Genomic DNA, 23,272 nt, shown 5'->3' on the forward strand with positions numbered 1-23,272 from the left:
GGAGCGTCAGGAGGAGGAGGAAGAAGTATCGGGCGGCAGCTCGACGAAGCGCGGATCGACCTCGACCGGCACGTGTTCAGCCGCCTGCTGCGCCTTGACCTGCTGGTACACGGCCTGCACCAGGTGCTCGCAGCCTTCGCGCGTGAGCGCGGAGATCTCGAACACCGGGCCCTTGAAGCGCAGGCGCTTGACGAAGTCCTTCACGCGCGCGGCGCGCTCGTCGGCGGGCACCATGTCCAGCTTGTTGAGCACCAGCCAGCGCGGCTTTTCATAGAGCGCGGCATCGTACTTCTTGAGCTCGCCGACGATGGCCTTGGCCTGGGCGACCGGATCGACCGCATCGTCGAACGGCGCCATGTCGATCACGTGCAGCAAGAGCCGCGTGCGCTGCAGGTGGCGCAGGAACAGGTGGCCGAGGCCCGCGCCTTCGGATGCGCCTTCGATCAGGCCCGGCAGGTCGGCCACCACGAAGCTCTGCTCCGGGCCGACGCGCACGACACCGAGGTTCGGGTGCAGCGTGGTGAAGGGATAGTCGGCGATGCGCGGGCGCGCGTTCGAGATGGCGCTGATCAGGGTCGACTTGCCCGCGTTGGGCATGCCCAGCAGGCCGACGTCGGCGAGCACCTTGAGCTCGAGCTTGAGGCTCTTCTTCTCGCCCGGCCAGCCCGGGGTCTTCTGGCGCGGCGCGCGGTTGATGGCGCTCTTGAAGCGCATGTTGCCGAAGCCGCCGTCGCCGCCTTTGGCGATGGTGACGACCTCGCCTTCCTTCAGCAGCTCGTACAGCACTTCGCCGGTTTCGGCGTCGCTGATGATGGTGCCGACCGGCATCTTCAGCAGGATGTCGTCGCCCGCGGCGCCGAACATGTCGGAGCCCATGCCGTGCTCGCCGCGCCTGGCCTCGTGGCGGCGCGAATAGCGGAAGTCGACCAGGGTGTTGAGGTTGGAATCGGCCACCGCGTAGACGTGGCCGCCGCGGCCGCCGTCGCCGCCGTTGGGGCCGCCGAATTCCTTGTATTTTTCATGACGGAACGACACGCAGCCGTTGCCGCCATCGCCTGCGGCGATGTCGATGAAGGCTTCGTCGACGAACTTCATGGGGTATCCAGTGTACAAATGAAGAAGCCCCGACAAAGCGGGGCTTCGAGCTGATCGAAGTGACTCGGGCTTATGCCGGGGTCACGTTGACCATGTGCTTGTTCAGTGCGCCCTTGACACCGAACGACACGTGGCCGTCCACCAGTGCAAACAGCGTGTGGTCCTTGCCCACGCCGACGTTCACGCCGGGGTGGAACTGGGTGCCGCGCTGGCGCACGATGATCGAGCCTGCGCTGATCAGTTCGCCGCCGAAGGCCTTCACACCGAGCATCTTGGGCTTGGAATCGCGCCCGTTTCGCGTTGAGCCGCCGCCTTTTTTCTGTGCCATGGAATCTGCTCCTTAGCCAGCGATCGCGCCGATTTGCAGTTCCGTGAACTGCTGGCGATGGCCTTGACGTTTCTGATAGTGCTTGCGACGGCGCATCTTGAAGATGCCGACCTTGTCGTGCTTGCCGTGCGACAGTACCGTGACTGTCACCGTTGCGCCGGACACCAGGGGCGTACCGATCTTGATTTCGCTGCCGTTGCCGACTGCAAGAACCTGATCGATCACGATTTCCTGGCCTACATCCGCAGCAATCTGTTCTACTTTAATTTTTTCGCCGGAAGCAACGCGATACTGCTTGCCGCCGGTTTTTATGACCGCGTACATGTGAACCTCTTAAGGAATGAGCTCTACGGCGAATTCCGCAGAGCCCAAGATTCTAGCACGGTTTGCACGCGCTAACATGGTTTGAGCCAAGGCGCCGCCGGGACGGCGCGCGCTCCTCCCTATAATCTGCGCCTTCCGGCCTCGTGCCGCTGTCACTTTCGCATTCAGACGCGCCGCGCGCAAACGCCTTGCCAGTCCACGCCGCCGATACCTCCCCCACCGCCACCGTGCTGGATTTGATCGCCGGCGACATGGTCGAAGTCGACCGTGTGATCGCGCAGCGCCTCGACACGGGCGTGCCCCTGGTCAGCCAGGTGTCGAAGTACATCATCTCCGCGGGCGGCAAACGCCTGCGCCCGGCGCTGCTGCTGCTCATGTCCGGCGCGCTCGGCTACACGGGCGAGCAGCGCTTCAACCTGGCGGCGGTGGTGGAGTTCATCCACACGGCCACCCTGCTGCACGACGACGTGGTCGACGAATCGACCCTGCGGCGCGGGCGCCCGACCGCCAACGAATCGTTCGGCAACCCGGCCAGCGTGCTGGTCGGCGACTTCCTCTATTCGCGCGCCTTCCAGATGATGTTGGATGCAAACAACATGCGCATCATGCAGATCCTGGCGGAGGCGACCAACGTGATCGCGGAAGGCGAAGTGCTCCAGCTGATGAACATGCACGACGCGACGCTGGACGAATCCGCCTACCTGCGCGTGATCCGCTCCAAGACCGCCAAGCTTTTCGAGGCCAGCACGCGGCTGGCCGCCGTGCTGGCGGGCGCCACGCCGGAAGTCGAGGAAGCCTGCGCTACCTACGGCCAGGCCCTGGGCACGGCCTTCCAGGTGATCGACGACGTGCTCGACTACGCCGGCGACGCACACGAAACGGGCAAGAACGTGGGCGACGACCTGCGCGAAGGCAAGACCACGCTGCCGCTGATCTTCGCCATGCGTCGCGGCAGCCCCGCGCAGGCGACGCTGGTGCGTGCGGCCATCGAGGCCGGCGACACCGCCCAGCTGGGCAAGATCGTCGAAATCGTCCACGCCACGGGCGCCCTGGAAGCCTCGCGCGCCGCCGCGGCCGACGAGGCAAAACGCGCAATTCATGCCTTGCGCGACTTCCCGTCCAATTTGCATGCCGACGGTTTGCTACAATTGGCGGCTCAGTTGCTTGAGCGACGTGCCTGAACACCTCACAAGAGTTGGCAAGGACGAATTCTCTTTTTTTGCAACCAATCGGGGTGTAGCTTAGCCTGGTAGAGCGCTACGTTCGGGACGTAGAGGCCGGAGGTTCGAATCCTCTCACCCCGACCAGCCTTTGGCTGGCACAAATAATGCCCGTGCCTGTTGCTGCGTAGCGATTTACAGGGACGGGTGGTTCAGCGATGATCGTGAAGCACTTTTTCACATCTCTTGCAATTCGCTGAATGGCTGCTGCCGAACTTCCTGTTAAAGAAAACACGCAAATCGCCCTCCCGGGTCTTGCGCGTGCCTTGGTCTCGGCCGGCAAGCTTCCTGCGAAGACCGCGGAAGACATCTATCAAAAGTCGCTGAGCGGCCGCACCAGCTTCATTGCCGAGCTGACCGGCAGCGGCGCCGTCTCGGCCGCCGACCTCGCCCACACGCTGTCCAGCGCCTTCGGCGCGCCGCTGCTGGACCTGGACGCCATCGACCACCAGCGCCTGCCCAAGGACCTGCTCGACCCGAAGCTGTGCCACGCCTACCGGATCGTGGTTCTCAGCAAGCGCAACAACCGTCTCATTGTTGCAACGGCCGACCCTTCGGACCAGCAGGCGGTGGAAAAGATCAAGTTCGCCTCCCAGATGGGCGTGGACTGGGTCATTGCCGAATACGACAAGCTCTCGCGCATGATCGAAGCCGCCGCGGTCACTGCGGCGGAAACCATCAACAGCATCGTCGGCGCCGAGTTCGAGTTCGACGACGTCTCGGCGGACACCTCGGGCGATGCCAACGAACAGGCCATCGCCGAGGTCGAGGACGCGCCGGTCGTGCGCTTCCTGCACAAGATGCTGCTCGACGGTGTCAGCATGCGGGCCTCGGACATCCACTTCGAGCCCTACGAGCACAACTACCGGGTGCGCTTTCGCATCGACGGCGAGTTGCGCGAGATCGCGAGCCCGCCCACGCTCATCAAGGACAAGCTGGCCTCGCGCATCAAGGTCATCTCGCGGCTCGACATTTCGGAGAAGCGCGTGCCGCAGGACGGCCGCATGAAGCTCAAGATCGGGCCCGACCGCGTGATCGACTTCCGCGTCAGCACGCTGCCCACGCTGTTCGGCGAGAAGATCGTGATCCGTATCCTGGACCCGAGCAGCGCGCGCCTGGGCATCGACGCACTGGGCTACGACGCCGACGAAAAGGAGCGCCTGCTGCATGCGATCGGCCGCCCCTATGGCATGGTGCTGGTGACGGGCCCCACGGGTTCGGGCAAGACGGTGTCGCTCTACACCTGCCTGAACCTGCTGAACCAGCCCGGCGTCAACATCGCCACGGCGGAAGACCCGTCCGAAATCAACCTGCCCGGCGTGAACCAGGTGAACGTCAACGAGCGCGCCGGGCTCACCTTCGCGGCGGCGCTGCGCGCCTTCCTGCGGCAGGATCCCGACATCATCATGGTCGGCGAAATCCGCGACCTCGAAACCGCCGACATCTCGATCAAGGCCGCGCAGACGGGCCACCTGGTGCTCTCGACGCTGCACACCAACGACGCGCCGACCACGCTCACGCGCATGCGCAACATGGGCATTGCGCCGTTCAACATTGCCTCCAGCGTGATCCTGATCACGGCGCAGCGGCTCGCGCGGCGCCTGTGCCACGTATGCCGCGCGCCGGCCGACATGCCGCGCCAGGCGCTGCTGGATGCGGGCTTCAAGGAAGAACAGCTCGACGGTACCTGGAAGCCCTATCGGCCGGTCGGCTGCGCGGCGTGCAGCAACGGCTACAAGGGCCGGGTCGGCATCTACCAGGTGATGCCGATCTCGGAAGCCATCCAGGCGATCATCCTGCGCGACGGCAGCGCACTCGACATCGCACGCCAGTCCGAGGCCGAGGGCGTGCGCTCGCTGCGGCAATCGGGCCTGCGAAAAGTCATGCAAGGGCTCACCTCACTCGAAGAAGTGGTGGCGGTCACCAACGAATAACGAACACACTGCAAGAAATCGGAGATCGAATGGCAACAGTGGCATCCACCCGCACCTCGAACACGCTCAAGGAATTTGTCTACGAGTGGGAGGGCAAGGACCGCAACGGCAAGCTGGTGCGCGGCGAGCTCCGGGCCGCCGGCGAGAACCAGGTGCAGGCCGCCCTGCGGCGCCAGGGCGTCCTGGCGTCCAAGATCAAGAAGCGCCGCATGCGCTCGGGCAAGAGCATCAAGCCCAAGGACATCGCGATCTTCACGCGCCAGCTGGCAACCATGATGAAGGCCGGCGTGCCGCTGCTGCAGTCCTTCGACATCGTGGGCCGCGGCAATGCGAACCCGAGCGTGGCCAAGCTGCTCAACGACATCCGCAGCGACGTGGAAACCGGCACCTCGCTGTCGTCCGCCTTCCGCAAGTTTCCGAAGTACTTCGACAACCTCTACTGCAACCTGGTGGAAGCCGGCGAAGCGGCCGGTATCCTGGAAGACCTGCTGGACCGCCTGGCCACCTACATGGAAAAGACCGAGGCGATCAAGTCGAAGATCAAGTCGGCGCTGATGTATCCCACCTCCGTGGTGGTGGTCGCGTTCGTGGTGGTGGCCATCATCATGATCTTCGTGATTCCGGCCTTCAAGCAGGTGTTCACCTCGTTCGGCGCCGACCTGCCCGCGCCCACGCTGTTCGTGATGGCCATGAGCGAATTCTTCGTCTCCTACTGGTGGCTGATCTTCGGCGTGGTCGGCGGCGGCACCTACTTCTTCCTGCAGGCCTGGAAGCGCAACGAACGCGTGCAGCGGGTCATGGACCGCGCGCTGCTGCGCGTGCCGATCTTCGGTACGCTGATCGAGAAGTCGTGCGTGGCCCGCTGGACCCGCACCCTTGCGACCATGTTCGCGGCCGGCGTTCCGCTGGTCGAGGCGCTCGACTCGGTGGGCGGCGCCTCGGGCAACACCGTCTACGGCGACGCCACGGCCAAGATCCAGCAGGAAGTCTCGACCGGCACCAGCCTCACGACGGCCATGACCAACGTCAACCTGTTCCCCTCGATGGTGATCCAGATGACGGCCATCGGCGAAGAATCCGGCTCGATCGACCACATGCTCGGCAAGGCCGCCGACTTCTACGAGTCCGAGGTGGACGACATGGTGGCCGGCCTCTCGAGCCTGATGGAGCCCATCATCATCGTGTTCCTGGGCGTGATCATCGGCGGCATCGTGGTGTCGATGTACCTGCCGATCTTCAAGTTGGGCCAGGTCGTTTGATGCTGGTGTCGCAGGAGTTCGACGCCGCTTTCGCCGGCGTCCTCGGGTTGCTGGTCGGCAGTTTTCTCAACGTGGTGATCTACCGCACCCCGGTCATGATGTACCGGGGCTGGCTGGCCGATGCCGTGGCCAACCTGATGTCGTCCAAGGACGTCCCGTCGCTCTGGGCGCTGGTGTTCGGGCCCAAGGCGCAGCCGCCGGCCGGGCTCGAAGCCGCGGCGGACAAGGCGGCCGCGGCCATCGAGGCGCTGCCGCCCTTCGACCTCGCCCGGCCGGCCTCGCGCTGCGGCGCCTGCGGCCACAGGATCCGCTGGTACCAGAACATCCCGGTGCTGAGCTACCTGGTGCTGCGGGGCCGCTGCGCCGCCTGCGGCACGTCCATCAGCCCGCGCTATCCGCTGGTGGAGCTGGTGACGGGCGCGCTGTTCGCGCTGTGCGCCTACCGCTTCGGCCTCACGCCCACCGGCGCGCTCTGGGCGGCGTTCGCGGCCTTCCTGATCTGCCAGTTCCTGATCGACTTCGACACCCAGTTCCTGCCCGACGCGCTCAACTATCCGCTGCTGTGGCTCGGGCTCGTCGGCGCGGCCATGGGCTGGACCGGCACCGCGCTGAGCTCGGCGGTCTGGGGCGCCGTCTTCGGCTACCTGAGCCTGTGGCTTGTGTACCATGGCTATCGCCTGGCCACGGGCAAGGAAGGCATGGGATATGGCGACTTCAAACTGCTGGCGGCGCTCGGCGCCTGGCTCGGGGCCGACTACCTCATTGCCATCATCCTGGTCTCATCGCTGGTGGGCGCCGTGATCGGCCTCACGCTGCGCCTTGTCGGGAAGCTGGCGCACAAGGACATTCCGATGGCCTTCGGTCCCTTTCTTGCCGGTGCCGGCCTGGTCTGCCTGGTGGCGGGCCCGGAGCTCGTGAGGCAATGGATTCCCTTCGCCTTCCCGCTCGGCGCATTCGCCCGCTGAGGAGCGCGTGATGCGGCGCATCGGCCTCACGGGCGGCATCGGAAGCGGCAAGAGCACGGTCGCGGCCCTGCTGGTCGCCGAAGGCGCCGTGCTGGTCGACACCGACGCCATCGCGCGCCGCATCGCGATGCCCGCGGGCATCGCGATGCCCGCCCTCGAGGCCGCCTTCGGCCGCGGCGTCATCGCGGCGGACGGCGGACTCGACCGCGCGGCGATGCGTCAGCTCGTGTTCGCCGACAGCAGCGCCAAAAAGCGCCTCGAATCGATCCTGCATCCGCTGATCGGCGCCGAGACCGAGCGCATGGCCTCCAACGCCGGCCCCGACGCGGTGGTGGTCTTCGACGTGCCGCTGCTGGTCGAATCCGGCCGCTGGCGGGCCCGGGTCGACCGCGTGCTGGTGGTCGATGCCACCGAGGAAACGCAGCTGCGGCGCGTGGTGGCGCGCTCCGGCTGGACGCCCGAGGCGGTGCGCGCGGTGATCGCCCAGCAGGCGCCGCGCGGGCTGCGCAGGGCGGCCGCGGACGCGGTCATTTTCAACGAGTCGCTCTCGCTGGAGGAACTCGCTGCAGAGGTCCGGAGTCTCTGGAAGCGGTGGGTTCCGCCCGGCACGCGATAATCCGAGACTGGCCGCCAGAGCGGCCGCACAACGACCAAGACAAAAAAGGCGCTCGCCGGAGTGCCCTCACCTCCTGCGATGCTTTTCAATTCGTATCCCTTCATTTTTGTCTTCTTCCCGCTGGTACTGATCGGGTTCTTCCTGATCGGCAAGCGCAACGCCCGGTCCGCCGCGGGCTTTCTCGCCCTGGCCTCGCTGTTCTTCTACGGCTGGTGGAGCGTCAAGGCGCTGCCGCTGCTGGTGGCGTCGATCTGCATCAACTACTGGTTCGGGCTGCGCCTGTCGCCCGCGCCGGAGCGGGACGACCGCAAGCGCAAGTCGCTGCTGGTGCTGGCGCTGGTGGTCAACCTGGGCGTGCTCGCGGTCTTCAAGTACGCCAACTTCTTCGTCTCGAACGTGAACGACGGGCTGGCCGCGGCGGGCCTGTCGCAGATCCCGCTGCTGCACATCGTGCTGCCGATCGGCATCTCGTTCTACACCTTCACGCAGATCGCCTTCCTGGTCGACTGCTGGCAGGGCAAGGTGCATGAGCGCAGCTTCATCCACTATGTGCTGTTCGTCACCTACTTTCCGCACCTGATCGCGGGCCCGGTGCTGCACCACGCGCAGATGATGCCGCAGTTCGCCAATGCGGCCACCTACCGGTTCGACCCCAGCAAGGTGGCGCTCGGCATTGCGATCTTCACCTTCGGCCTCGCCAAGAAGCTGCTGATCGCCGACCCGGTGGGCCAGTACGCCGACATGATGTTCAATGGCGTGCACAAGGGCATCGAGCCCACGCTCTACACCGCGTGGTTCGGCGCGCTCGCCTACACGCTGCAGATCTATTTCGACTTCTCGGGCTATTCGGACATGGCGGTCGGCCTGTCGCTGTGCCTGGGCGTGCAGCTTCCGCTGAATTTCCGCTCGCCCTACAAGTCGACCAACATCATCGAATTCTGGCGGCGCTGGCACATCTCGCTGTCGAACTTCCTGCGCGACTATCTCTACGTGCCGCTGGGCGGCAACCGCAAGGGCCCGGCGCGGCGCTACTTGAACCTGTTCCTCACGATGCTGCTGGGCGGCCTCTGGCACGGCGCCGCCTGGACCTTCGTGATCTGGGGCGCGCTGCACGGCGTGTTCCTGATGATCAACCACCTCTGGAACGCCAAGGTGCGCCGCAACATTCCGGCGGGGCCGGTCGCGCACGTGCTGGGCTGGTTCCTGACCTTCCTGTGCGTGGTGCTGGCCTGGATCGTGTTCCGCGCCGACGGCCTGCACACGGCCATGGCCATCTACAAGGGCATGCTCGGCCTGCATGGCGCACCGCCTTCCGCGTTCAGCGAGCTGGGGCCGGTTCCGTTCCGCAAGCCCGAGTTCTTCCAGACCATGCTCGTGGGCATCGTGATCTGCCTCGCATTGCCGCCGACGATCACGCTCGAGCGCTGGATTCCCCACCCGAAGGCGGTGGCGGGGCAGCGCGTCATGGCCTGGTGCTCCTCGGCCGTGCTGGCCATCGGTACCTTCGCGCTCTTCGCCTGGTGCGTCTCGAAGCTGGGCAACTACAGCCCGTTCCTCTACTTCCAATTCTGATTCGACATGACGACGCCCGCGAAAGTCTGGCTGCGGTTCTTCCTGACCGGCTACATCGTCCTGATGGTGCTGTGGATCGTTTCGCTCACCAGCCCCGTGCCTTACGGCGACCTCACGCGGATCGGCCGCCTGTCCGAGCGCGAATTCGGCTGGACCGCCCCGCCGCCCAAGGTGGACCCCGCCTACCTGAAGGGCACGCCCGTGGACCAGGCCGACATCATGGTGATCGGGGACAGCTTCTCCATGACCTTCCGCTGGCAGTCGGTGCTCACCAGGGCCGGCTACCGCGTCTCGACCACCTACTGGGGCCAGTACGAGAACGCGCTGTGCAGCGACTTCGACCAGTGGGTCGAGCGCACGGGCTTCAAGGGCAAGCTGATCATCATCGAGAGCGTGGAACGCCTGTTCGGCGACCGTACCAAGGACAGCATGAAGTGCCAGAAGATGATCCGGCCCTACGACGCCATGGACCATCCGCTGATCACGCCCGACGAGACCGTGCCGAGCCCCGCGCCCAACTGGAACGTGCAGTTCCTGACCGGCATCACCACCTACTACAACACCTGGAAAGCGAAAAAGTCTGCAACAGACATCCACTTCGACTGGAACACCTGGGTGCGCCCGGTGCCCGATGGTTGCAAGCTCTTTTCGCATCGCTCATGCGACAAGATGCCCTTTTTCGCTGAAGATGACGACAATGGGCCGCTGACCCTTGCGCACCTGGAATGGATGAAGAATTTCACAAAGGCGCACAGCAAGCTTCCTATCATGTGGATGGTGATTCCCAACAAGACCACCGTGTACCTGAAGCCCGACTACTCGAAGGATTTCGAAGCCGGGTTCCGCACGTCCGGGCTGCCAGGACCGGATCTCTTTGCGTTCACGCGCGAAAAGCACACGCAGATCCGGGACTTCTATTTCTCGAACGACACCCACATGTCCATGCACGGCCAGCTCGCGCTGGGAGAACGCATGCTGGCGGCCGTGCGCGAGGTGGTGCCGACGCCTCCCTCGAAATCGCCCTGAAGCTATGATGGCTCGACAGGAAAGCTATAGAACCGCGTGATCCTCTACGAGTACCCCTTCAACGAGCGCATCCGCACCTATCTGCGGCTGGAGCACCTGTTCCGCCGTCTCGGGGAGCTGGTGCCCTCGGAGTCCGCGCTCTCGCACCACTACGCGCTGGTCACGATCTTCGAGATCATGGATGTCGCCGCGCGCGCCGACCTCAAGGCCGACGTGATGCGCGACCTCGACAAGCACAAGAACGTCTTCAACAGCTACCGCGGCAATCCCGCCATTGCCGAGGCCGTGCTCGACCAGGTGGTCGGCCAGCTCGAACGCAATTTCGCCACGCTCAATGCCGTTGCCGGCAAGGCCGGCCAGTCGCTGACCGAAAACGAATGGCTCATGAGCATTCGCAGCCGCGCGGGCATTCCGGGCGGCACCTGCGAATTCGATTTGCCCGCCTACTACGCGTGGCAGCACCGCAGCGCGGCCAGCCGCCGCGCCGACCTCGAACGCTGGTCGGCCACACTCTCGCCGCTGGCCGAATCCATCTACCTGCTGCTCAAGCTGCTGCGCGATGCCGACGTGCCCTACAAGGTCATCGCCACCAGCGGACAATTCCAGCAGAACCTGCCGCAGGGGCGCAGCTTCCAGCTGCTGCGCCTGCGCATCGATCCGCAACTGGGGCTGATTCCCGAAATCAGCGGCAACCGGCTCATGGTGTCGGTGCGGATGATGCGGCATGAAGCCGACGACCGCCTGCACCCGAGCAGCGACGACGTCGCATTCGAACTCACGCTCTGCGCCTGAGCCGCCGGCTCGTCTCCAGGGCGCGCACCGCAGGGCAAGCACGAAGGTTATCCATCCCATCATGAGCGACGTGAACAAGATCGGCGAGCGGATCGTCCGCTGCCCCTCGTGTGGCGGCGACAGTGTCTACGCCGAACGCAACCCTTACCGCCCGTTCTGCAGCGCACGCTGCAAGGGCATCGATTTCGGCGCCTGGGCCAGCGAGGAATTCCGGATGCCGGCCGAAGCGCCGGCCGACGACGAGCCTTTCGGCGATCCGAAGAAAGTCCAGTAGGCGCGCTACGGCTGCGGCGCGAGCAGGATGCGGTCCAGGTAGTCCGCATGGCCGCGCACATAGGCCGGGCGCAGATGCTCCCGGTCCTTGTAGACCGGCGCGTCGTCGGGCGTTGCCCGCAGGCACTGCCCGCCGGTGCAAAGCCTGGCCATCACGTCGATGGGCTCCGCGCCGCTGGCCCGCGCCAGGGCCTTCAGCTGCTCGTTGAGCCGCGCCTGGTCCGGCGGCAGGGGCGCCGTGGGCGTGCTGTGCAGGGCCACCATGCGCCCCATGCGGCTGCCTTCGATGAGGCGCCGCGGCTCGAACTCGGGGCCGCCGGCGTTGTCCAGCAGCAGGTAGACCTTCTTCTTGTGCCGCACCAGTTCGGCCAGCAGCTTCTCGAGCGAGGCCAGCGAGCGGCCGAGGCCTTCGCCGCCGTTGTTCACGAGGTAGGCCGCATCGCCTTCGCGAAAGTAGAAGGGCAGCGGGAAGTTGCCCGTGAAATAGCAGTTCCAGCAGCCGCCCACCACCACCGTGTCGATCCGCGGATCGAGCGCCAGCGCCAGCATCTCGCCGCGCGCCTTCTCGCAGCCCGGGTTGCCTTCGGCGACCATGCCGGGCACCGGCGGGCAGGCGCCATAGGTCGAGAAGTACGTGGTCGCCATGCGCTCGGGCGCGCTGCCCGCGAGCGCCAGGGCGCGGGGTGCGTACTGCAGGATGTGGCTGTCGCCGATCAGCAGGACCGTGCGCGGCCCGCTGCCCACGCGCTTGACCGGATAGGCGCCGATCTTCTGCTGCTCGAAGCCGGCGTAGTAGTTGTCGTCCACGGTGGCGTCGGTCACCTTGCGCAGCAGGTCGCTGCCGTTGCGCGGCGGCATGCCGCCCAGCGCCAGCAGGCCGGCCACCGCAATCGCCGTGCTGCCGGCCACCAGCGAACGCAGCATGCCGGCCTGGGCTCGCGCCCGGGTGAAGCGCTCGACGAAGCGATAGGTGAACCAGGCCAGCGCCACGCTCGCCAGCACCAGGCATGCGCGGATCCACGCCGCCGGCTCGCCCTCTTCCACGATGCGCGCATACACCAGCAAGGGCCAGTGCCACAGGTAGAGCGGATAGCTGATGAGCCCGATCCACACCATCGGCCGGCTCGCGAGCACATGCCTGTTGAGCAGGCCCGCAGGCCCGGCCGCGATGCAGCTTGCCGCGCCCAGCGTGGGCAGCAGCGCCCACCAGCCTGGAAAGGCCTTGTCGCTGCGGGTCATCACGAGCCCGAGCACGATCAGCCCCACGCCCAGGCAGGACTGCAGGTGGCTGCGCCAGGCCGGCACCTTGCCCGCGGCCTTGAGGCGCATGCAGGCCAGGATGCCGCCCACCATCAGCTCCCAGAAGCGCGAAGCGGGCGAGTAGAAGGCCGCCGTGCGGTAAGGGTGGATGGTCAGCACGTTGACCAGGAACGACACCGCCGCGAGCACCCACAGCAGCCGAAGAATGGGCCAGCGCCGGCGCCAGGCCAGCGCGAGCAGCATGGGCCAGAAGATGTAGAACTGCTCCTCGATGCCCAGCGACCACAGGTGCAGCAGCGGCTTGGTCTCGGCCGCCGTGTCGAAGTACCCGGCCTCGCCCCAGAAGACGAAATTGGCGATGAAGGCCGCGCCGCCCGCTGCCTGCTTGCCGAGTTCGGTGAACTCCCTGGGCAGCAGCGCATACCAGCCGAAGGCGAGCGTGGCCAGCAGCACCAGCGTGAGCGCCGGAAAGATCCGCCGGATGCGCCGCGCGTAGAAGTCGCGGTAGCTGAAGTCGCCGGCCGCGTGGCTCTGCATGATGATGGTCGTGATCAGGAAGCCCGAGATCACGAAGAAGATGTCGACCCCGATGAAGCCCCCCGGCAATGCATCGGGAAACGCATGGAAGGCCAGCACCGAGGCCACCGCCACGGCGCGCAGGCCGTCGATGTCGGGGCGGTACTTGGGGTGCATCATCTGGTGCTCCAGGCCCGCAGCGCCGGCTGCGCGCGTCCGCCCGCCCGCGCGGCCCCGTCCATCAGGCCAGCGTCGAGACCGCCAGCGCCGCCGAGGCCGGCAGGCCGCGCTCCTGGGTCAGCCATTCGAGCACCGGCAAGGCGCCCGGCAGCACCGGCGCCACATCCAGCGGCAGTTGCTGCCAGCGCATGGCCTGGCCTTCGCGCATTTCGAACTCGCCGCTCCAGGCCGTGACCTTGCACCAGTGCAGCCGCACCAGCGCATGCGGATAGTCGTGCTCGGTGATCTTCCAGACCTCGGCGCCCGCGATGGTGATGCCGAGTTCTTCTTCCAGTTCGCGGCGCAGCGCCTGCTCCACCGTTTCGCCGGCCTCGATCTTGCCGCCCGGAAATTCCCAGAAGCCCGCATAGGCCTTGCCCTCGGGCCGGGTGGACAGCAGCAGCGCGCCGTCGGCCGGCCGGATCAGCACGCCAACGGCCACCTCGGTGTGCTTGCGGCCTTGCTCTGCACTCATGCCGTCGCCCGCCCGGCGTAGTCGCGCGCGAACTGGTAGGCCACGCGGCCGCTGCGCGATCCGCGCTCCAGCGCCCAGACCAGCGCCTCGGGCCGCGCCGCCTCGATGGCGGCGGCGTCGACGCCGAACGACGACAGCCACTGCGCGACGATGGCCAGGTATTCGTTCTGGCTGAACGGATAGAAGCTGACCCACAGGCCAAAGCGCTCCGACAGCGAGATCTTTTCCTCGATCACCTCACCGGGATGGACTTCGCCGTCCTCGGTGTGGGTGTAGCTGAGGTTGTCCTTCATGTACTCGGGCAGCAGGTGGCGCCGGTTGCTGGTCGCGTAGATCAGCACGTTGGGCGTGGCCGCGGCGATCGAGCCGTCGAGAATGGACTTGAGCGCCTTGTAGCCCGGCTCGCCCTCGTCGAAGCTCAGGTCGTCGCTGAACACGATGAATTTCTCGGGCCGCTGCGACACCACCTCGACGATGTCGGGCAGGTCGGTGAGTTCAGCCTTGTCGACCTCGATCAAGCGCAGCCCCTGCGGCGCATAGGCCTGCAGGCAGGCGCGGATCAGCGACGACTTGCCCGTGCCGCGCGCGCCGGTCAGCAGCACGTTGTTGGCCGGCTTGCCCTCGACGAACTGGCGCGTGTTGCGCTCGATCTTTTCCTTCTGGACGTCGATTTCCTTCAGGCTGTCGAGCGCCATGGCGGCCACGTGCCTGACGGGCTCGAGCACGCCATGGCCCGAGCTGCGGCGGCGGTAGCGCCAGGCGATCGACGCGTTCCAGTCGGCGGGGGCCGCGAGCGGCTGCGGCAGGATCGACTCGATGCGGCCGATCAGCTGCTCGGCGCGCTCGATCAGCTTCTGGAACTGCTCGTTCATGACCTGTAGTCGGCGTTGATGGTCACGTATTCGTGGCTGAAGTCGCAGGTCCACACGGTTTCGCTGGCGTTGCCGCGGCCCAGGCCGATGCGCACCGTGATCTCGCTCTGCTTCATCACGCGCTGGCCGTCTTCCTCGCGGTAGGACGGATTGCGCCCGCCCTTGACGGCCACGTGCACGTCGTCCAGGAACAGGTCAATGCCGGTCTGGTCGAGGTCCTCGATGCCCGCGTAGCCGACCGCCGCGAGGATGCGGCCGAGGTTCGGGTCGCTCGCATAGAAGGCCGTCTTGACCAGCGGCGAATGCGCCACGGCATAGGCCACCTGCTTGCACTCGGCGGCATTGCGGCCGCCTTCGACCTGGATGGTGATGAACTTGGTGGCACCCTCGCCATCGCGCACGATGGCCTGCGCGAGCAGGCGCGCGACGTTCTGCATGGCGTCAACCAGGGCCTTGCCCTCGGGCGAATCGAGCGAGGTGATGGCGGCGTGCGCGGCCTTCTGGGTGGCGATGACCACGAAGGAATCGTTGGTCGAGGTATCGCCGTCGATGGTCACGCGGTTGAACGAGGCGTCGGCCAGGCGCCGGGCCAACGGCTGGATCAGCGAGGGATCGATCTTCGCGTCGGTCGCCATGAAGCCCAGCATGGTCGCCATGTTCGGGCGGATCATGCCGGCGCCCTTGCTGATGCCGGTGATGGTGACGGTGGCGCCGCCGACCTGGACCCGCTGGCTGAACGCCTTGGGGATCGTGTCGGTGGTCATGATGCCTTCGGCGGCACGCGCCCAGTGGTTCTCCGCCGCGTCGGCCAGCGCGGCGGGCAGGCCGGCCTCGATGCGGTCCACCGGCAGCGGCTCCATGATCACGCCGGTGGAGAACGGCAGGATCTGCTCGGGCGCGATCTCCAGCTGGCGCGCGAGAGCGATGCAGGTGGAGCGCGTGCGCATCAGGCCGTCTTCGCCGGTGCCGGCGTTGGCGTTGCCGGTGTTGATGACCATCGCGCGGATGCCGTAGCCGGCCGCCAGGTGGTCGCGGCAGACCTGCACCGGCGCCGCGCAGAAACGGTTCTGGGTGAACACCCCGCCGACCGCGGAACCTTCGTCGATCAGCACGACGGTCAGGTCCTTGCGGTTGGCCTTGCGCACACCCGCTTCGGCCACGCCGATGCGGACGCCGGGCACCGCGAACAAGGCGGCAGGATCAGGGGCGGACAGGTTCACGGGCATGGCGGTTTTCTCTTCTCTGGAGTTTCTGGGTCAGCTGAGCTTGCCGTGGCAGTGCTTGTACTTCTTGCCGCTGCCGCAGGGGCAGGGATCGTTGCGGCCGACGCGCGCGAAGGCCGCGGCCTCGGCGCCGAGCGTGCCCAGCCCCAGTCCCGCGGCCGCGATGCGGCGCTGGTTTTCCTCGTCCAGGCGCACCTCGACCTCGCCGGTCTCGGTGGGCGCGCTGTAGGTGATGTTCGAGACGTTCTCGCCGCGGCTCTCGAGCGCATCGGCGGCCTCCTCGAGCTGCTCGCCCGACTGCACGCGCACCGTCATGAGCTGGCGCGTGACTTCGTTCTTGACCGAGTCGAGCAGCTGGCCGAAGAGCTCGAAGGCCTCGCGCTTGTACTCCTGCTTGGGCTGCTTCTGCGCATAGCCGCGCAGGTGGATGCCCTGGCGCAGGTAGTCGAGCGAGGCCAGGTGCTCGCGCCAGTGCGTGTCGATGCTCTGCAGCAGCACCATGCGCTCGAACTGGGTGAAGTTTTCCTGGCCGATCAGCGCCACCTTGGCATCGAAGCTGTCGTTGGCGGCCTTCACCACCATGTCGACGATGTCCTCGTCGCTCACGGCCTCGGCCGCCTCGACCTGCTGCTTCAGGGGCATGTCGATGCCCCATTCATTGGAAAGCGTCTTCTCCAGGCCCTGCAGGTCCCACTGCTCCTCGACCGACTCGGCCGGCACGTACTGGCGCACGAGGTCGGTGAAGCAGCCTTCGCGCAGCGCCGCGATCTGTGCCGAGAGATCGGCCGCGTCGAGGATGTCGTTGCGCTGCTGGTAGATCACCTTGCGCTGATCGTTCGAGACGTCGTCGTACTCGAGCAGCTGCTTGCGGATGTCGAAGTTGCGCGCCTCGACCTTGCGCTGCGCGCTCTCGATGCTGCGCGTGACGATGCCCGCTTCGATGGCCTCGCCGTCGGGCATCTTGAGGCGGTCCATGATCGCCTTGACGCGGTCGCCCGCGAAGATGCGCATCAGCGGATCGTCCAGGCTCAGGTAGAAGCGCGAGGAGCCCGGGTCGCCCTGGCGGCCCGAACGCCCGCGCAGCTGGTTGTCGATGCGGCGCGACTCATGGCGCTCGGTCGCGATGATGCGCAGGCCACCCAGCGACTTGACGAACTCGTGGTCCCGGGTCCATTCGTCGCGCACGTGCGCGATGTCGGCTGCCTTGGTGGCTTCGTCGCGGCCTTCGTCGTTCTCGATGGCCTCGATCATCTTCTCGATGTTGCCGCCCAGCACGATGTCGGTACCGCGGCCGGCCATGTTGGTCGCGATGGTGATCATCTTCGTGCGGCCGGCCTGCGCCACGATGTCGGCTTCGCGCGCATGCTGCTTGGCGTTGAGCACCTGGTGCGGCAGGCCCGCCTGGGTGAGCAGGCCGTCGATGATTTCGGAGTTCTCGATCGACGAGGTGCCCACCAGCACGGGCTGGCCGCGCTCGTAGCACTCGCGGATGTCCTGGATGGCCGCCTCGTACTTCTCGCGCGTGGTCTTGTAGACGCGGTCGAGCTGGTCGTCGCGCTTGCTGAGGCGGTTCGGCGGAATGATGACGGTTTCGAGGCCGTAGATTTCCTGGAACTCGTAGGCTTCGGTGTCGGCCGTGCCGGTCATGCCGGCCAGCTTGCCGTACAGGCGGAAGTAGTTCTGGAAGGTGATGGAGGCCAGCGTCTGGTTCTCGGCCTGGATCTGCACGCCTTCCTTGGCTTCCACGGCCTGGTGCAGGCCGTCGCTCCAGCGGCGGCCCGTCATCAGGCGGCCGGTGAATTCGTCGACGATGACGACTTCGCCCTGCTGCACCACGTAATGCTGGTCGCGGTGATACAGGTGCCGTGCACGCAGCGCGGCGTTCAGGTGGTGCATCAGCGTGATGTTGGCCGGGTCGTAGAGCGACGCGCCTTCGGGCAGCAGCTTGAATTCGCCCAGCAGCTGCTCGGCCTTCTCGTGGCCGTCTTCGGTCAGGAACACCTGGTGGGTCTTTTCGTCGACCGTGAAGTCGCCCGGCACCGTGACGCCCTCGCCCGTGCGCGGATCGGCCTCGCCTTCCTGCTTGGTCAGCAGGGGCACCACCTTGTTGATGGCCAGGTAGAGGTCGGTGTGGTCTTCGGCCTGGCCGCTGATGATCAGCGGCGTGCGGGCCTCGTCGATCAGGATGGAGTCCACCTCGTCGACGATGGCGTAGTTCAGCATGCGCTGCACCCGGTCGCCGGGCTCGTACACCATGTTGTCGCGCAGGTAGTCGAAGCCGTACTCGTTGTTGGTGCCGTAGGTGATGTCGCTGCCGTAGGCCTGCTGCTTTTCCTCGCGCGGCATCTGCGGCAGGTTGATGCCGACCGTGAGGCCCAGGAAGTTGTACAGGCGGCCCATCCACTGGGCGTCGCGGTTGGCCAGGTAGTCGTTCACCGTGACCACGTGCACGCCCTTGCCGGACAGCGCGTTCAGGTACACCGGCAGCGTGGCCGTGAGGGTCTTGCCCTCGCCGGTGCGCATTTCGGCGATCTTGCCGTTGTGAAGGGCCATGCCGCCGAGCAGCTGCACGTCGAAGTGGCGCATCTTCATGACGCGCTTGGAGCCTTCGCGCACGGTGGCGAATGCTTCGGGCAGCAGGTCGTCGAGGGTTTCGCCCTTGGCGATGCGGTCCTTGAACTCCTGGGTCTTGGCGCGCAGCCCATCGTCGCTGAGCTTCTCGAATTCGGGTTCGAGTGCATTGATGCGCTCCACCGTCTTGCGATACTGCTTGAGGAGCCGGTCGTTGCGACTGCCGAAAATCTGGGTCAGGAAGTTGGTTGCCATTGGCGTGGAGATGGGCGTGCACCTGACCAGGCAGGCACTGCGACCGGATTCCCTAAGATATGGTGAAAGCAGTTGGGCGCATCTTCTTCGAATGCAAGCTCCGAAGAAGGCAAGCGGCTCCAGACCGGATCTGCCGGCGCAAGCGTCGGCAAACCGGGCATTTTAGCTGCCCTTGTTCCTCCCTCCGGATTACCCATGAATCGCCGCTCCGTCCCCCCCTTCACGCTGCAGCAGGCCGCCGAAGGTTCGCCCACCCTGGCGAGCCTGATCGCCCGTGCGCGCGACGCGAGCGAGCGGCTGCGGGCGGTCGAGGGGCTGATTCCGCCGGCCATGCGCCCGGCCGTGCAGGCCGGCCCGGCCGAGGGCGACGTGTGGTGCCTGCTGGTCAACGGCAGCGCGGCGGCCGCCAAGCTGCGCCAGCTGTCGCCGATGCTGGTCACGCGGCTGCGCAGCAAGGGCTGGGACGTGAACACGATCCGGATCAAGGTGCAGTCCGGACGCTGAGCAAGAAAAGCCGTCCCCTCGAACGGCCGGGCGGCCCCGCCTATTGCGGCTGCAGCCCGATGCCGTGCGCCACCTTCTGCCAGCGCTCGGCCTCCGAACGCATGAAGGCCCGCAGCTCGCCCGTGGTGGAGCCCTTCAGCTGCACGCCGAGCACCGCCATGCGCTCCTTCACCGACGCATGGTCCAGCGCCGCGATCGCCTCGCGCCGCAGCCGCTCGATCAGCTCCAGTGGCGTGGTGGCCGGCGCCACCAGCGCCCACCACTGGTCGATCTCCATGCCCTTGAGCCCGCTCTCCGCCAGCGCGGGCACTTCCTTGAGCCCCGGAATGGCCACGCGCTGCGCGCTCGTCACCAGCAGCGGGCGGATCCGGTTGGCGCCCAGCAGGCTGGAGCCGCTGGCCAGCGTGGCGAAGTGCCCGGCCACCGTGCCCGCCGCCACGTCGGTGAGCGCCGGCGCCGAGCCGCGGTAGGGAACCATGTTGAACCTGATCCCGGTGCGGCTCGCCAGCAGTTCGGCCGCCAGGTGGCTCACCGTGCCGGCGCCGCTGTGCGCGATGGCCGGCGGCATCGGCCGCGCGGCCGCGGTCTTGACGAAGGTCTTGAAATCGCGGCTGTCGTTGTCCATGCCCGCGAAGAACACGAGCGGCGAGGTGCCGATCATCGTCACCGGCGTGAAGTCGCGCAGCAGGTCGTAGGGCAGCCGCGCCGTCACCGCGGGCGCAATGGCGTGCGGCAGCTCGACGATGGCCAGCGTGTAGCCGTCGGGCGCGGCCTTGGCCGCCGCCTCGGTGCCGATCTGGCCGGCGGCGCCGGGCCGGTTGTCCACGATCACCGAGCTGCCGATCGTCTGGCTCATGCGCTGCGCCATGGCGCGGGCAATGGCGTCGGTGCTGCCGCCGGCGGCCCAGGGCACGATCAGCTTGATGGGCTTGTCGGGAAAGGCCGCCCAGGCGCGCTGCGCGGTGGCGGCAAACAGGGCGGCGGCCGAACCGGCAGCCAGGAAGGCGCGGCGTTGCATTGCGTGCATGGTTTCGATTCCTTCTGGGGTGCGTCGGAGGTTCAGGCGGCCCGGTCGGGCCAGCTCGGGTCGCGCGAGGCATTGGCGGTGAGCATCAGCACCACGTGGGCGTCAGCCGCAATGGCATGGCGCTCGCGCAGCTGGCGCAGCGCGTCCAGCCCGGCCGCCGCGCACAGCTCGGCGCTCACGCCGGCCGCCGTGAGCTTTTGCCGGGCGGCGCGGGCCTGGTCGTCGCTCACCACCACCGCGCCGCCGCCCGAGGCGACGGCCGCCTGCCACTGCAGGAAGGTCACGGTGGAGCCGGCGGTGGAAAACTGCGCGGTGTGGCCGGGGTACGCGCCATCGAGCGCGCCGCCGGCCAGCACGCGCGAGAGGCGCGCAAAAGGCTCCACCAGCCAGAGCCGCGGCAGCCGCGAAATGCGCCCGGCGGCCAGCAGGTCTCGAAAGCCCGCGTAGATGCCCCAGGCCAGGTCGCCGCGCGCCGTGGGGATCACGACGTGGTCGGGCAGGCCGCCCTCGGCCAGGCACTCCAGCGCAATGGGCTTGTAGCCCTCGATCGCGAGCGGCGCGCTGCCCAGGGCGGGCAGGCGGAAATTGGTCAGCGCGAAATAGCCCGGATGCTGCGAGCGCTCGCGCACGAAGGCCCAGCGGCCGGCGTTGTCGGCAAAGGCGTAGCGCCGCGCACCCAGCGCATCGAGCTGCCGCGCGTAGGCGGCGGGCAGGCCCTCGTAAGTGGCCACTTCGCAGCCCAGCCCCGCAGCCCATGCATAGTGCGCCGCCGAGACCGCGGCATTGCCCGACGAGGCCAGCACCAGCGTGTGGGCGCCGAAGTCCAGCGCCTGGGCCACGCCCACCGCGGCCATGCGGTCCTTGTGGGAGCCCGTGGGATTGCACGATTCGTCCTTGAGCGCGAGCCGCGCCACGCCGAATTCGTGCGCCAATTCCGGCATGTCGAGCAGCGGCGTGCCGCCCTCGCCCAGCGTGAAGCCCGGCGCGTAGGGCATGGGCAGGGGGCTGCCGCTCTCAGGCAGGTAGCTCGCGTGCAGCCCGACGTGGACACCCATGCCGCGGCAAGCGGGGCAGCCGTCGTTCGCCAGCGTGAGCGGATAGGGGGCATCGCAGCGCAGGCACCGAAAACCCTGCAACCGGGGGTTTTTCACCGGGCGCGGCGGACGGGTCCGCGCGGCGCCTGGCGGATCGGCGGGCGGCTCGGAAGCCGAGGCGAGCTTGAAGTGGATGACGGGTGCAGGCATGTTCAGCGGGGTCTTGGCTGGGGAAGTCGTGCCGAAATCTTAGGCATCTACAAATAAAATCATCTAGCTTGAAATACTCAAGCGATAAGAAAACTTATCGATGCGCTTCACCGAAATAGAGACGTTCCGGGCCCTGATGCGCGCCGGCTCCACCCGCAAGGCCGCGGCGCTGCTGCATGTGACGCAGCCCGCCATCAGCCAGTCGCTCAAGCGGCTCGAAGCGCAGGCCGGCATGCTGCTGTTCCAGCGCACCGGCGGGCGGCTGGTGCCCACGCCCGAGGCGCAGGCGCTGTGGAGCGAGGTGGAACGCGTCTTCATCGGCATGGAGGCGATCGAGCACCGCATGCGCAGCCTGCGCGACTTCGGCACCAACCAGCTCGAGCTCAGCTGCTATCCGGCCTTCGGCCTGGGCTTCATGCCGCGCGCACTGGAACGCCTGAAGGCGCAGCGCGGCGACAACCCCTGGCCGCAGGTGTCGCTGCAGGTGCTCAGCTCCAAGGACGTGCGCGACCGCGTGGCGAAGGGCGTCTCCGACTTCGGCCTGATGGCCGATGAACTGCCGCTCGAAGGCATCGATCACTCGACCTTCGCGCGTTTTCCCGGCGTGGTCGTGATGCCGCAAGGCCATGCGCTGGCGCGCTTCAAGCGCGTCGAGCCCGAACAGCTCGCGCAGGTGCCCTTCCTGGCACTGAACCCCGAGGACCCTTCGCACCGCGGGCTCGAAACCGCACTGGCCGAGCGCGGCGCGTCGCTCCGGGTGATGGTGCAGACGCCCTACGCGGCCAGCGTGTGCGAGATGGCCGTGCGCGGCCTGGGCGTGGGGCTGGTCAACCCGATCACCGCGCTCGACTACGCGGAGCGCGGCCTCGTCGTGCGCCGCCTCTCGGTCGACGTGTTCTTTTCGTGCGTGCTGGCGCTGCCCGCGGGCAAGGTGCTGTCCACCACCGCGCGCGACTTTCTTTCGCTCATGCGCCGGCAGCTGGCGGAGGACGAGAAGCGCATCCAGCGCTACCTGCGCTGAAGCCGCGCGCCTCCTCTTTTCTCCCTTCTACTTCAAGCCGAACTCGTGGTTCAGCCCCACGACGAAGCCGCGCACGCCGCCGGGCCCCGTCCTGGAGGCGCTCACATCCACGCTGACCAGCGGCGTGAGGCTGAAGCGCCCGCCGACGCGCGAGGTCCACACCCCCGATGCGCGGCTGCGCTCGGCGATCAGCGAGACCTTGTCATCGAGCGCCCATTCCGCCGCCAGCCCGCCGCGCGGCGTGCGGGCCCCCGTGCCGGTGGCCCAGTCGGCGCCGAGGTTGGCGTGGACCTGCAGGCTGTCCGCCGGCCGCCAAGTGACCGGCAGCACCAGCTGCCCGCCGGCGCGGCCGCCGCGCCGGAGGTCGAACACGGCGCCGAGCGACAGCGCCGCGCTCAGCGGCGCATCGGCAGCGGGTCCGTAGAAATTCCATTTGAGCTGCGGCCCCGCGGTGACCGAATGCACGCCCTGCGCCGACAGCCGGTCGGCGTTGAACCCGAGCTCGACCGGCCCGACGCGGCAGGACGGGCCGATGTGCAGCCCGTTCACCGGCTCGGTGCCGGTGCGGCCCCACCAGGCTTCGTACTGGCACTGGCCCGGATCGAGCATGCCTGCATCGTCCACGTCGAAATGGCCCGCGGCCTGGGCAGCCGCGCTGGCCAAAGTGCAAGCCGCCATCAG

General features: G+C 67.1%; 22 protein-coding genes and 1 tRNA gene. 12 read left to right on the forward strand and 11 right to left on the reverse strand.

What is annotated here, in order from left to right:
- Positions 1-6 precede the first annotated feature (6 nt).
- The 3 genes from cgtA to rplU form a co-directional block, all read right to left on the reverse strand.
- Positions 7-1,095 carry an Obg family GTPase CgtA gene (gene cgtA / locus AC1DSC_RS30635; RefSeq protein WP_015866990.1) on the reverse strand — a complete coding sequence of 363 codons (1,089 nt, stop codon included), beginning with the start codon at positions 1,093-1,095 and terminating at the stop codon, positions 7-9.
- 70 nt (positions 1,096-1,165) lie between these two features.
- Complete coding sequence (rpmA, locus tag AC1DSC_RS30640) at positions 1,166-1,423, reverse strand: 50S ribosomal protein L27 (protein WP_015866991.1); 258 nt, start codon at positions 1,421-1,423, stop codon at positions 1,166-1,168.
- Between the two features lie 12 nt (positions 1,424-1,435).
- Positions 1,436-1,747 carry a 50S ribosomal protein L21 gene (gene rplU / locus AC1DSC_RS30645; RefSeq protein WP_015866992.1) on the reverse strand — a complete coding sequence of 104 codons (312 nt, stop codon included), beginning with the start codon at positions 1,745-1,747 and terminating at the stop codon, positions 1,436-1,438.
- Between the two features lie 188 nt (positions 1,748-1,935).
- Between rplU and AC1DSC_RS30650 the strand changes: the two genes are divergently transcribed.
- The 10 genes from AC1DSC_RS30650 (at position 1,936) to AC1DSC_RS30695 (ending at position 11,405) form a co-directional block, all read left to right on the forward strand.
- Positions 1,936-2,928, forward strand: a complete 993-nt coding sequence (locus AC1DSC_RS30650) for a polyprenyl synthetase family protein (protein ID WP_021008896.1) — start codon at positions 1,936-1,938, stop codon at positions 2,926-2,928.
- Between the two features lie 49 nt (positions 2,929-2,977).
- Positions 2,978-3,054 (forward strand) — tRNA-Pro (locus AC1DSC_RS30655).
- A 113-nt stretch (positions 3,055-3,167) separates the two neighbouring features.
- On the forward strand, positions 3,168-4,901 hold the full coding sequence (pilB, locus tag AC1DSC_RS30660) for a type IV-A pilus assembly ATPase PilB (protein ID WP_015866994.1): 1,734 nt from the start codon (positions 3,168-3,170) through the stop codon (positions 4,899-4,901).
- Positions 4,902-4,930: 29 nt separating this feature from the next.
- Entirely contained in the window at positions 4,931-6,160 is a 1,230-nt protein-coding gene (locus AC1DSC_RS30665; RefSeq protein WP_015866995.1) for a type II secretion system F family protein, read from the forward strand.
- On the forward strand, positions 6,160-7,125 hold the full coding sequence (locus AC1DSC_RS30670; RefSeq protein ID WP_369663452.1) for a prepilin peptidase: 966 nt from the start codon (positions 6,160-6,162) through the stop codon (positions 7,123-7,125). The genes AC1DSC_RS30665 and AC1DSC_RS30670 overlap by 1 nt, the downstream gene beginning before the upstream one ends.
- A gap of 10 nt (positions 7,126-7,135) precedes the next feature.
- On the forward strand, positions 7,136-7,741 hold the full coding sequence (gene coaE / locus AC1DSC_RS30675) for a dephospho-CoA kinase (RefSeq protein WP_369663453.1): 606 nt from the start codon (positions 7,136-7,138) through the stop codon (positions 7,739-7,741).
- Between the two features lie 78 nt (positions 7,742-7,819).
- Positions 7,820-9,313, forward strand: coding sequence for an MBOAT family O-acyltransferase (locus tag AC1DSC_RS30680; RefSeq protein ID WP_369663454.1), 1,494 nt, complete (start codon positions 7,820-7,822; stop codon positions 9,311-9,313).
- A gap of 6 nt (positions 9,314-9,319) precedes the next feature.
- On the forward strand, positions 9,320-10,339 hold the full coding sequence (locus AC1DSC_RS30685; protein WP_015866999.1) for an alginate O-acetyltransferase AlgX-related protein: 1,020 nt from the start codon (positions 9,320-9,322) through the stop codon (positions 10,337-10,339).
- Between the two features lie 36 nt (positions 10,340-10,375).
- Positions 10,376-11,131, forward strand: a complete 756-nt coding sequence (zapD, locus tag AC1DSC_RS30690) for a cell division protein ZapD (RefSeq protein WP_015867000.1) — start codon at positions 10,376-10,378, stop codon at positions 11,129-11,131.
- 61 nt (positions 11,132-11,192) lie between these two features.
- Positions 11,193-11,405 (forward strand): DNA gyrase inhibitor YacG, encoded by a 213-nt coding sequence (locus AC1DSC_RS30695; protein WP_015867001.1) that lies wholly within the window; start codon positions 11,193-11,195, stop codon positions 11,403-11,405.
- 5 nt (positions 11,406-11,410) lie between these two features.
- On the opposite strand, the gene AC1DSC_RS30700 is transcribed toward AC1DSC_RS30695, so the two are convergent.
- The 5 genes from AC1DSC_RS30700 to secA all read right to left on the reverse strand — a co-directional run bounded on the left by AC1DSC_RS30700 (position 11,411) and on the right by secA (position 18,795).
- Complete coding sequence (locus AC1DSC_RS30700; protein ID WP_369663455.1) at positions 11,411-13,360, reverse strand: acyltransferase family protein; 1,950 nt, start codon at positions 13,358-13,360, stop codon at positions 11,411-11,413.
- A 61-nt stretch (positions 13,361-13,421) separates the two neighbouring features.
- On the reverse strand, positions 13,422-13,874 hold the full coding sequence (locus tag AC1DSC_RS30705) for a (deoxy)nucleoside triphosphate pyrophosphohydrolase (protein WP_015867003.1): 453 nt from the start codon (positions 13,872-13,874) through the stop codon (positions 13,422-13,424).
- Positions 13,871-14,746: an ATP-binding protein gene (locus AC1DSC_RS30710; protein WP_015867004.1), complete on the reverse strand. Its 876-nt coding sequence runs from the start codon at positions 14,744-14,746 to the stop codon at positions 13,871-13,873. The genes AC1DSC_RS30705 and AC1DSC_RS30710 overlap by 4 nt, the downstream gene beginning before the upstream one ends.
- Positions 14,743-15,972 carry a bifunctional glutamate N-acetyltransferase/amino-acid acetyltransferase ArgJ gene (gene argJ / locus AC1DSC_RS30715; protein WP_018906804.1) on the reverse strand — a complete coding sequence of 410 codons (1,230 nt, stop codon included), beginning with the start codon at positions 15,970-15,972 and terminating at the stop codon, positions 14,743-14,745. Before argJ ends, AC1DSC_RS30710 begins: the two co-directional genes overlap by 4 nt.
- A 30-nt stretch (positions 15,973-16,002) precedes the next feature.
- On the reverse strand, positions 16,003-18,795 hold the full coding sequence (gene secA, locus AC1DSC_RS30720) for a preprotein translocase subunit SecA (RefSeq protein ID WP_015867006.1): 2,793 nt from the start codon (positions 18,793-18,795) through the stop codon (positions 16,003-16,005).
- 195 nt (positions 18,796-18,990) lie between these two features.
- On the opposite strand from secA, the gene AC1DSC_RS30725 reads away from it, so the two are divergent.
- Positions 18,991-19,299 (forward strand): DciA family protein, encoded by a 309-nt coding sequence (locus tag AC1DSC_RS30725; protein WP_015867007.1) that lies wholly within the window; start codon positions 18,991-18,993, stop codon positions 19,297-19,299.
- A 40-nt stretch (positions 19,300-19,339) separates the two neighbouring features.
- Here AC1DSC_RS30725 and AC1DSC_RS30730 read toward each other — a convergent pair whose 3' ends face one another.
- Entirely contained in the window at positions 19,340-20,326 is a 987-nt protein-coding gene (locus tag AC1DSC_RS30730) for a tripartite tricarboxylate transporter substrate-binding protein (protein ID WP_062365615.1), read from the reverse strand.
- A gap of 32 nt (positions 20,327-20,358) precedes the next feature.
- Positions 20,359-21,570, reverse strand: coding sequence for a pyridoxal-phosphate dependent enzyme (locus tag AC1DSC_RS30735; protein WP_369663456.1), 1,212 nt, complete (start codon positions 21,568-21,570; stop codon positions 20,359-20,361).
- Positions 21,571-21,670: 100 nt separating this feature from the next.
- Between AC1DSC_RS30735 and AC1DSC_RS30740 the strand changes: the two genes are divergently transcribed.
- Positions 21,671-22,591: a LysR substrate-binding domain-containing protein gene (locus AC1DSC_RS30740; protein WP_018906800.1), complete on the forward strand. Its 921-nt coding sequence runs from the start codon at positions 21,671-21,673 to the stop codon at positions 22,589-22,591.
- A gap of 27 nt (positions 22,592-22,618) precedes the next feature.
- Here the strand turns inward: AC1DSC_RS30740 and AC1DSC_RS30745 are convergent, their stop codons facing one another.
- A complete protein-coding gene (locus tag AC1DSC_RS30745) occupies positions 22,619-23,269 on the reverse strand; it encodes a hypothetical protein (protein ID WP_369663457.1) in 651 nt (216 codons plus the stop codon).
- Between the last annotated feature and the right edge of the window lie 3 nt (positions 23,270-23,272).

The sequence above is a fragment of the Variovorax sp. 01N425 genome (assembly GCF_056399465.1).

Bases quoted from the DNA above. Each gene is read 5' to 3' on its own strand.
- cgtA (WP_015866990.1), bottom strand. From the start codon at position 1,095: ATGAAGTTCGTCGACGAAGCCTTCATCGACATCGCCGCAGGCGATGGC.
- rpmA (WP_015866991.1), bottom strand. From the start codon at position 1,423: ATGGCACAGAAAAAAGGCGGCGGCTCAACGCGAAACGGGCGCGATTCC.
- rplU (WP_015866992.1), bottom strand. From the start codon at position 1,747: ATGTACGCGGTCATAAAAACCGGCGGCAAGCAGTATCGCGTTGCTTCC.
- pilB (WP_015866994.1), top strand. From the start codon at position 3,168: ATGGCTGCTGCCGAACTTCCTGTTAAAGAAAACACGCAAATCGCCCTC.
- AC1DSC_RS30665 (WP_015866995.1), top strand. From the start codon at position 4,931: ATGGCAACAGTGGCATCCACCCGCACCTCGAACACGCTCAAGGAATTT.
- AC1DSC_RS30670 (WP_369663452.1), top strand. From the start codon at position 6,160: ATGCTGGTGTCGCAGGAGTTCGACGCCGCTTTCGCCGGCGTCCTCGGG.
- coaE (WP_369663453.1), top strand. From the start codon at position 7,136: ATGCGGCGCATCGGCCTCACGGGCGGCATCGGAAGCGGCAAGAGCACG.
- AC1DSC_RS30680 (WP_369663454.1), top strand. From the start codon at position 7,820: ATGCTTTTCAATTCGTATCCCTTCATTTTTGTCTTCTTCCCGCTGGTA.
- AC1DSC_RS30685 (WP_015866999.1), top strand. From the start codon at position 9,320: ATGACGACGCCCGCGAAAGTCTGGCTGCGGTTCTTCCTGACCGGCTAC.
- AC1DSC_RS30695 (WP_015867001.1), top strand. From the start codon at position 11,193: ATGAGCGACGTGAACAAGATCGGCGAGCGGATCGTCCGCTGCCCCTCG.
- AC1DSC_RS30700 (WP_369663455.1), bottom strand. From the start codon at position 13,360: ATGATGCACCCCAAGTACCGCCCCGACATCGACGGCCTGCGCGCCGTG.
- AC1DSC_RS30705 (WP_015867003.1), bottom strand. From the start codon at position 13,874: ATGAGTGCAGAGCAAGGCCGCAAGCACACCGAGGTGGCCGTTGGCGTG.
- AC1DSC_RS30710 (WP_015867004.1), bottom strand. From the start codon at position 14,746: ATGAACGAGCAGTTCCAGAAGCTGATCGAGCGCGCCGAGCAGCTGATC.
- argJ (WP_018906804.1), bottom strand. From the start codon at position 15,972: ATGCCCGTGAACCTGTCCGCCCCTGATCCTGCCGCCTTGTTCGCGGTG.
- secA (WP_015867006.1), bottom strand. From the start codon at position 18,795: ATGGCAACCAACTTCCTGACCCAGATTTTCGGCAGTCGCAACGACCGG.
- AC1DSC_RS30725 (WP_015867007.1), top strand. From the start codon at position 18,991: ATGAATCGCCGCTCCGTCCCCCCCTTCACGCTGCAGCAGGCCGCCGAA.
- AC1DSC_RS30730 (WP_062365615.1), bottom strand. From the start codon at position 20,326: ATGCACGCAATGCAACGCCGCGCCTTCCTGGCTGCCGGTTCGGCCGCC.
- AC1DSC_RS30735 (WP_369663456.1), bottom strand. From the start codon at position 21,570: ATGCCTGCACCCGTCATCCACTTCAAGCTCGCCTCGGCTTCCGAGCCG.
- AC1DSC_RS30740 (WP_018906800.1), top strand. From the start codon at position 21,671: ATGCGCTTCACCGAAATAGAGACGTTCCGGGCCCTGATGCGCGCCGGC.
- AC1DSC_RS30745 (WP_369663457.1), bottom strand. From the start codon at position 23,269: ATGGCGGCTTGCACTTTGGCCAGCGCGGCTGCCCAGGCCGCGGGCCAT.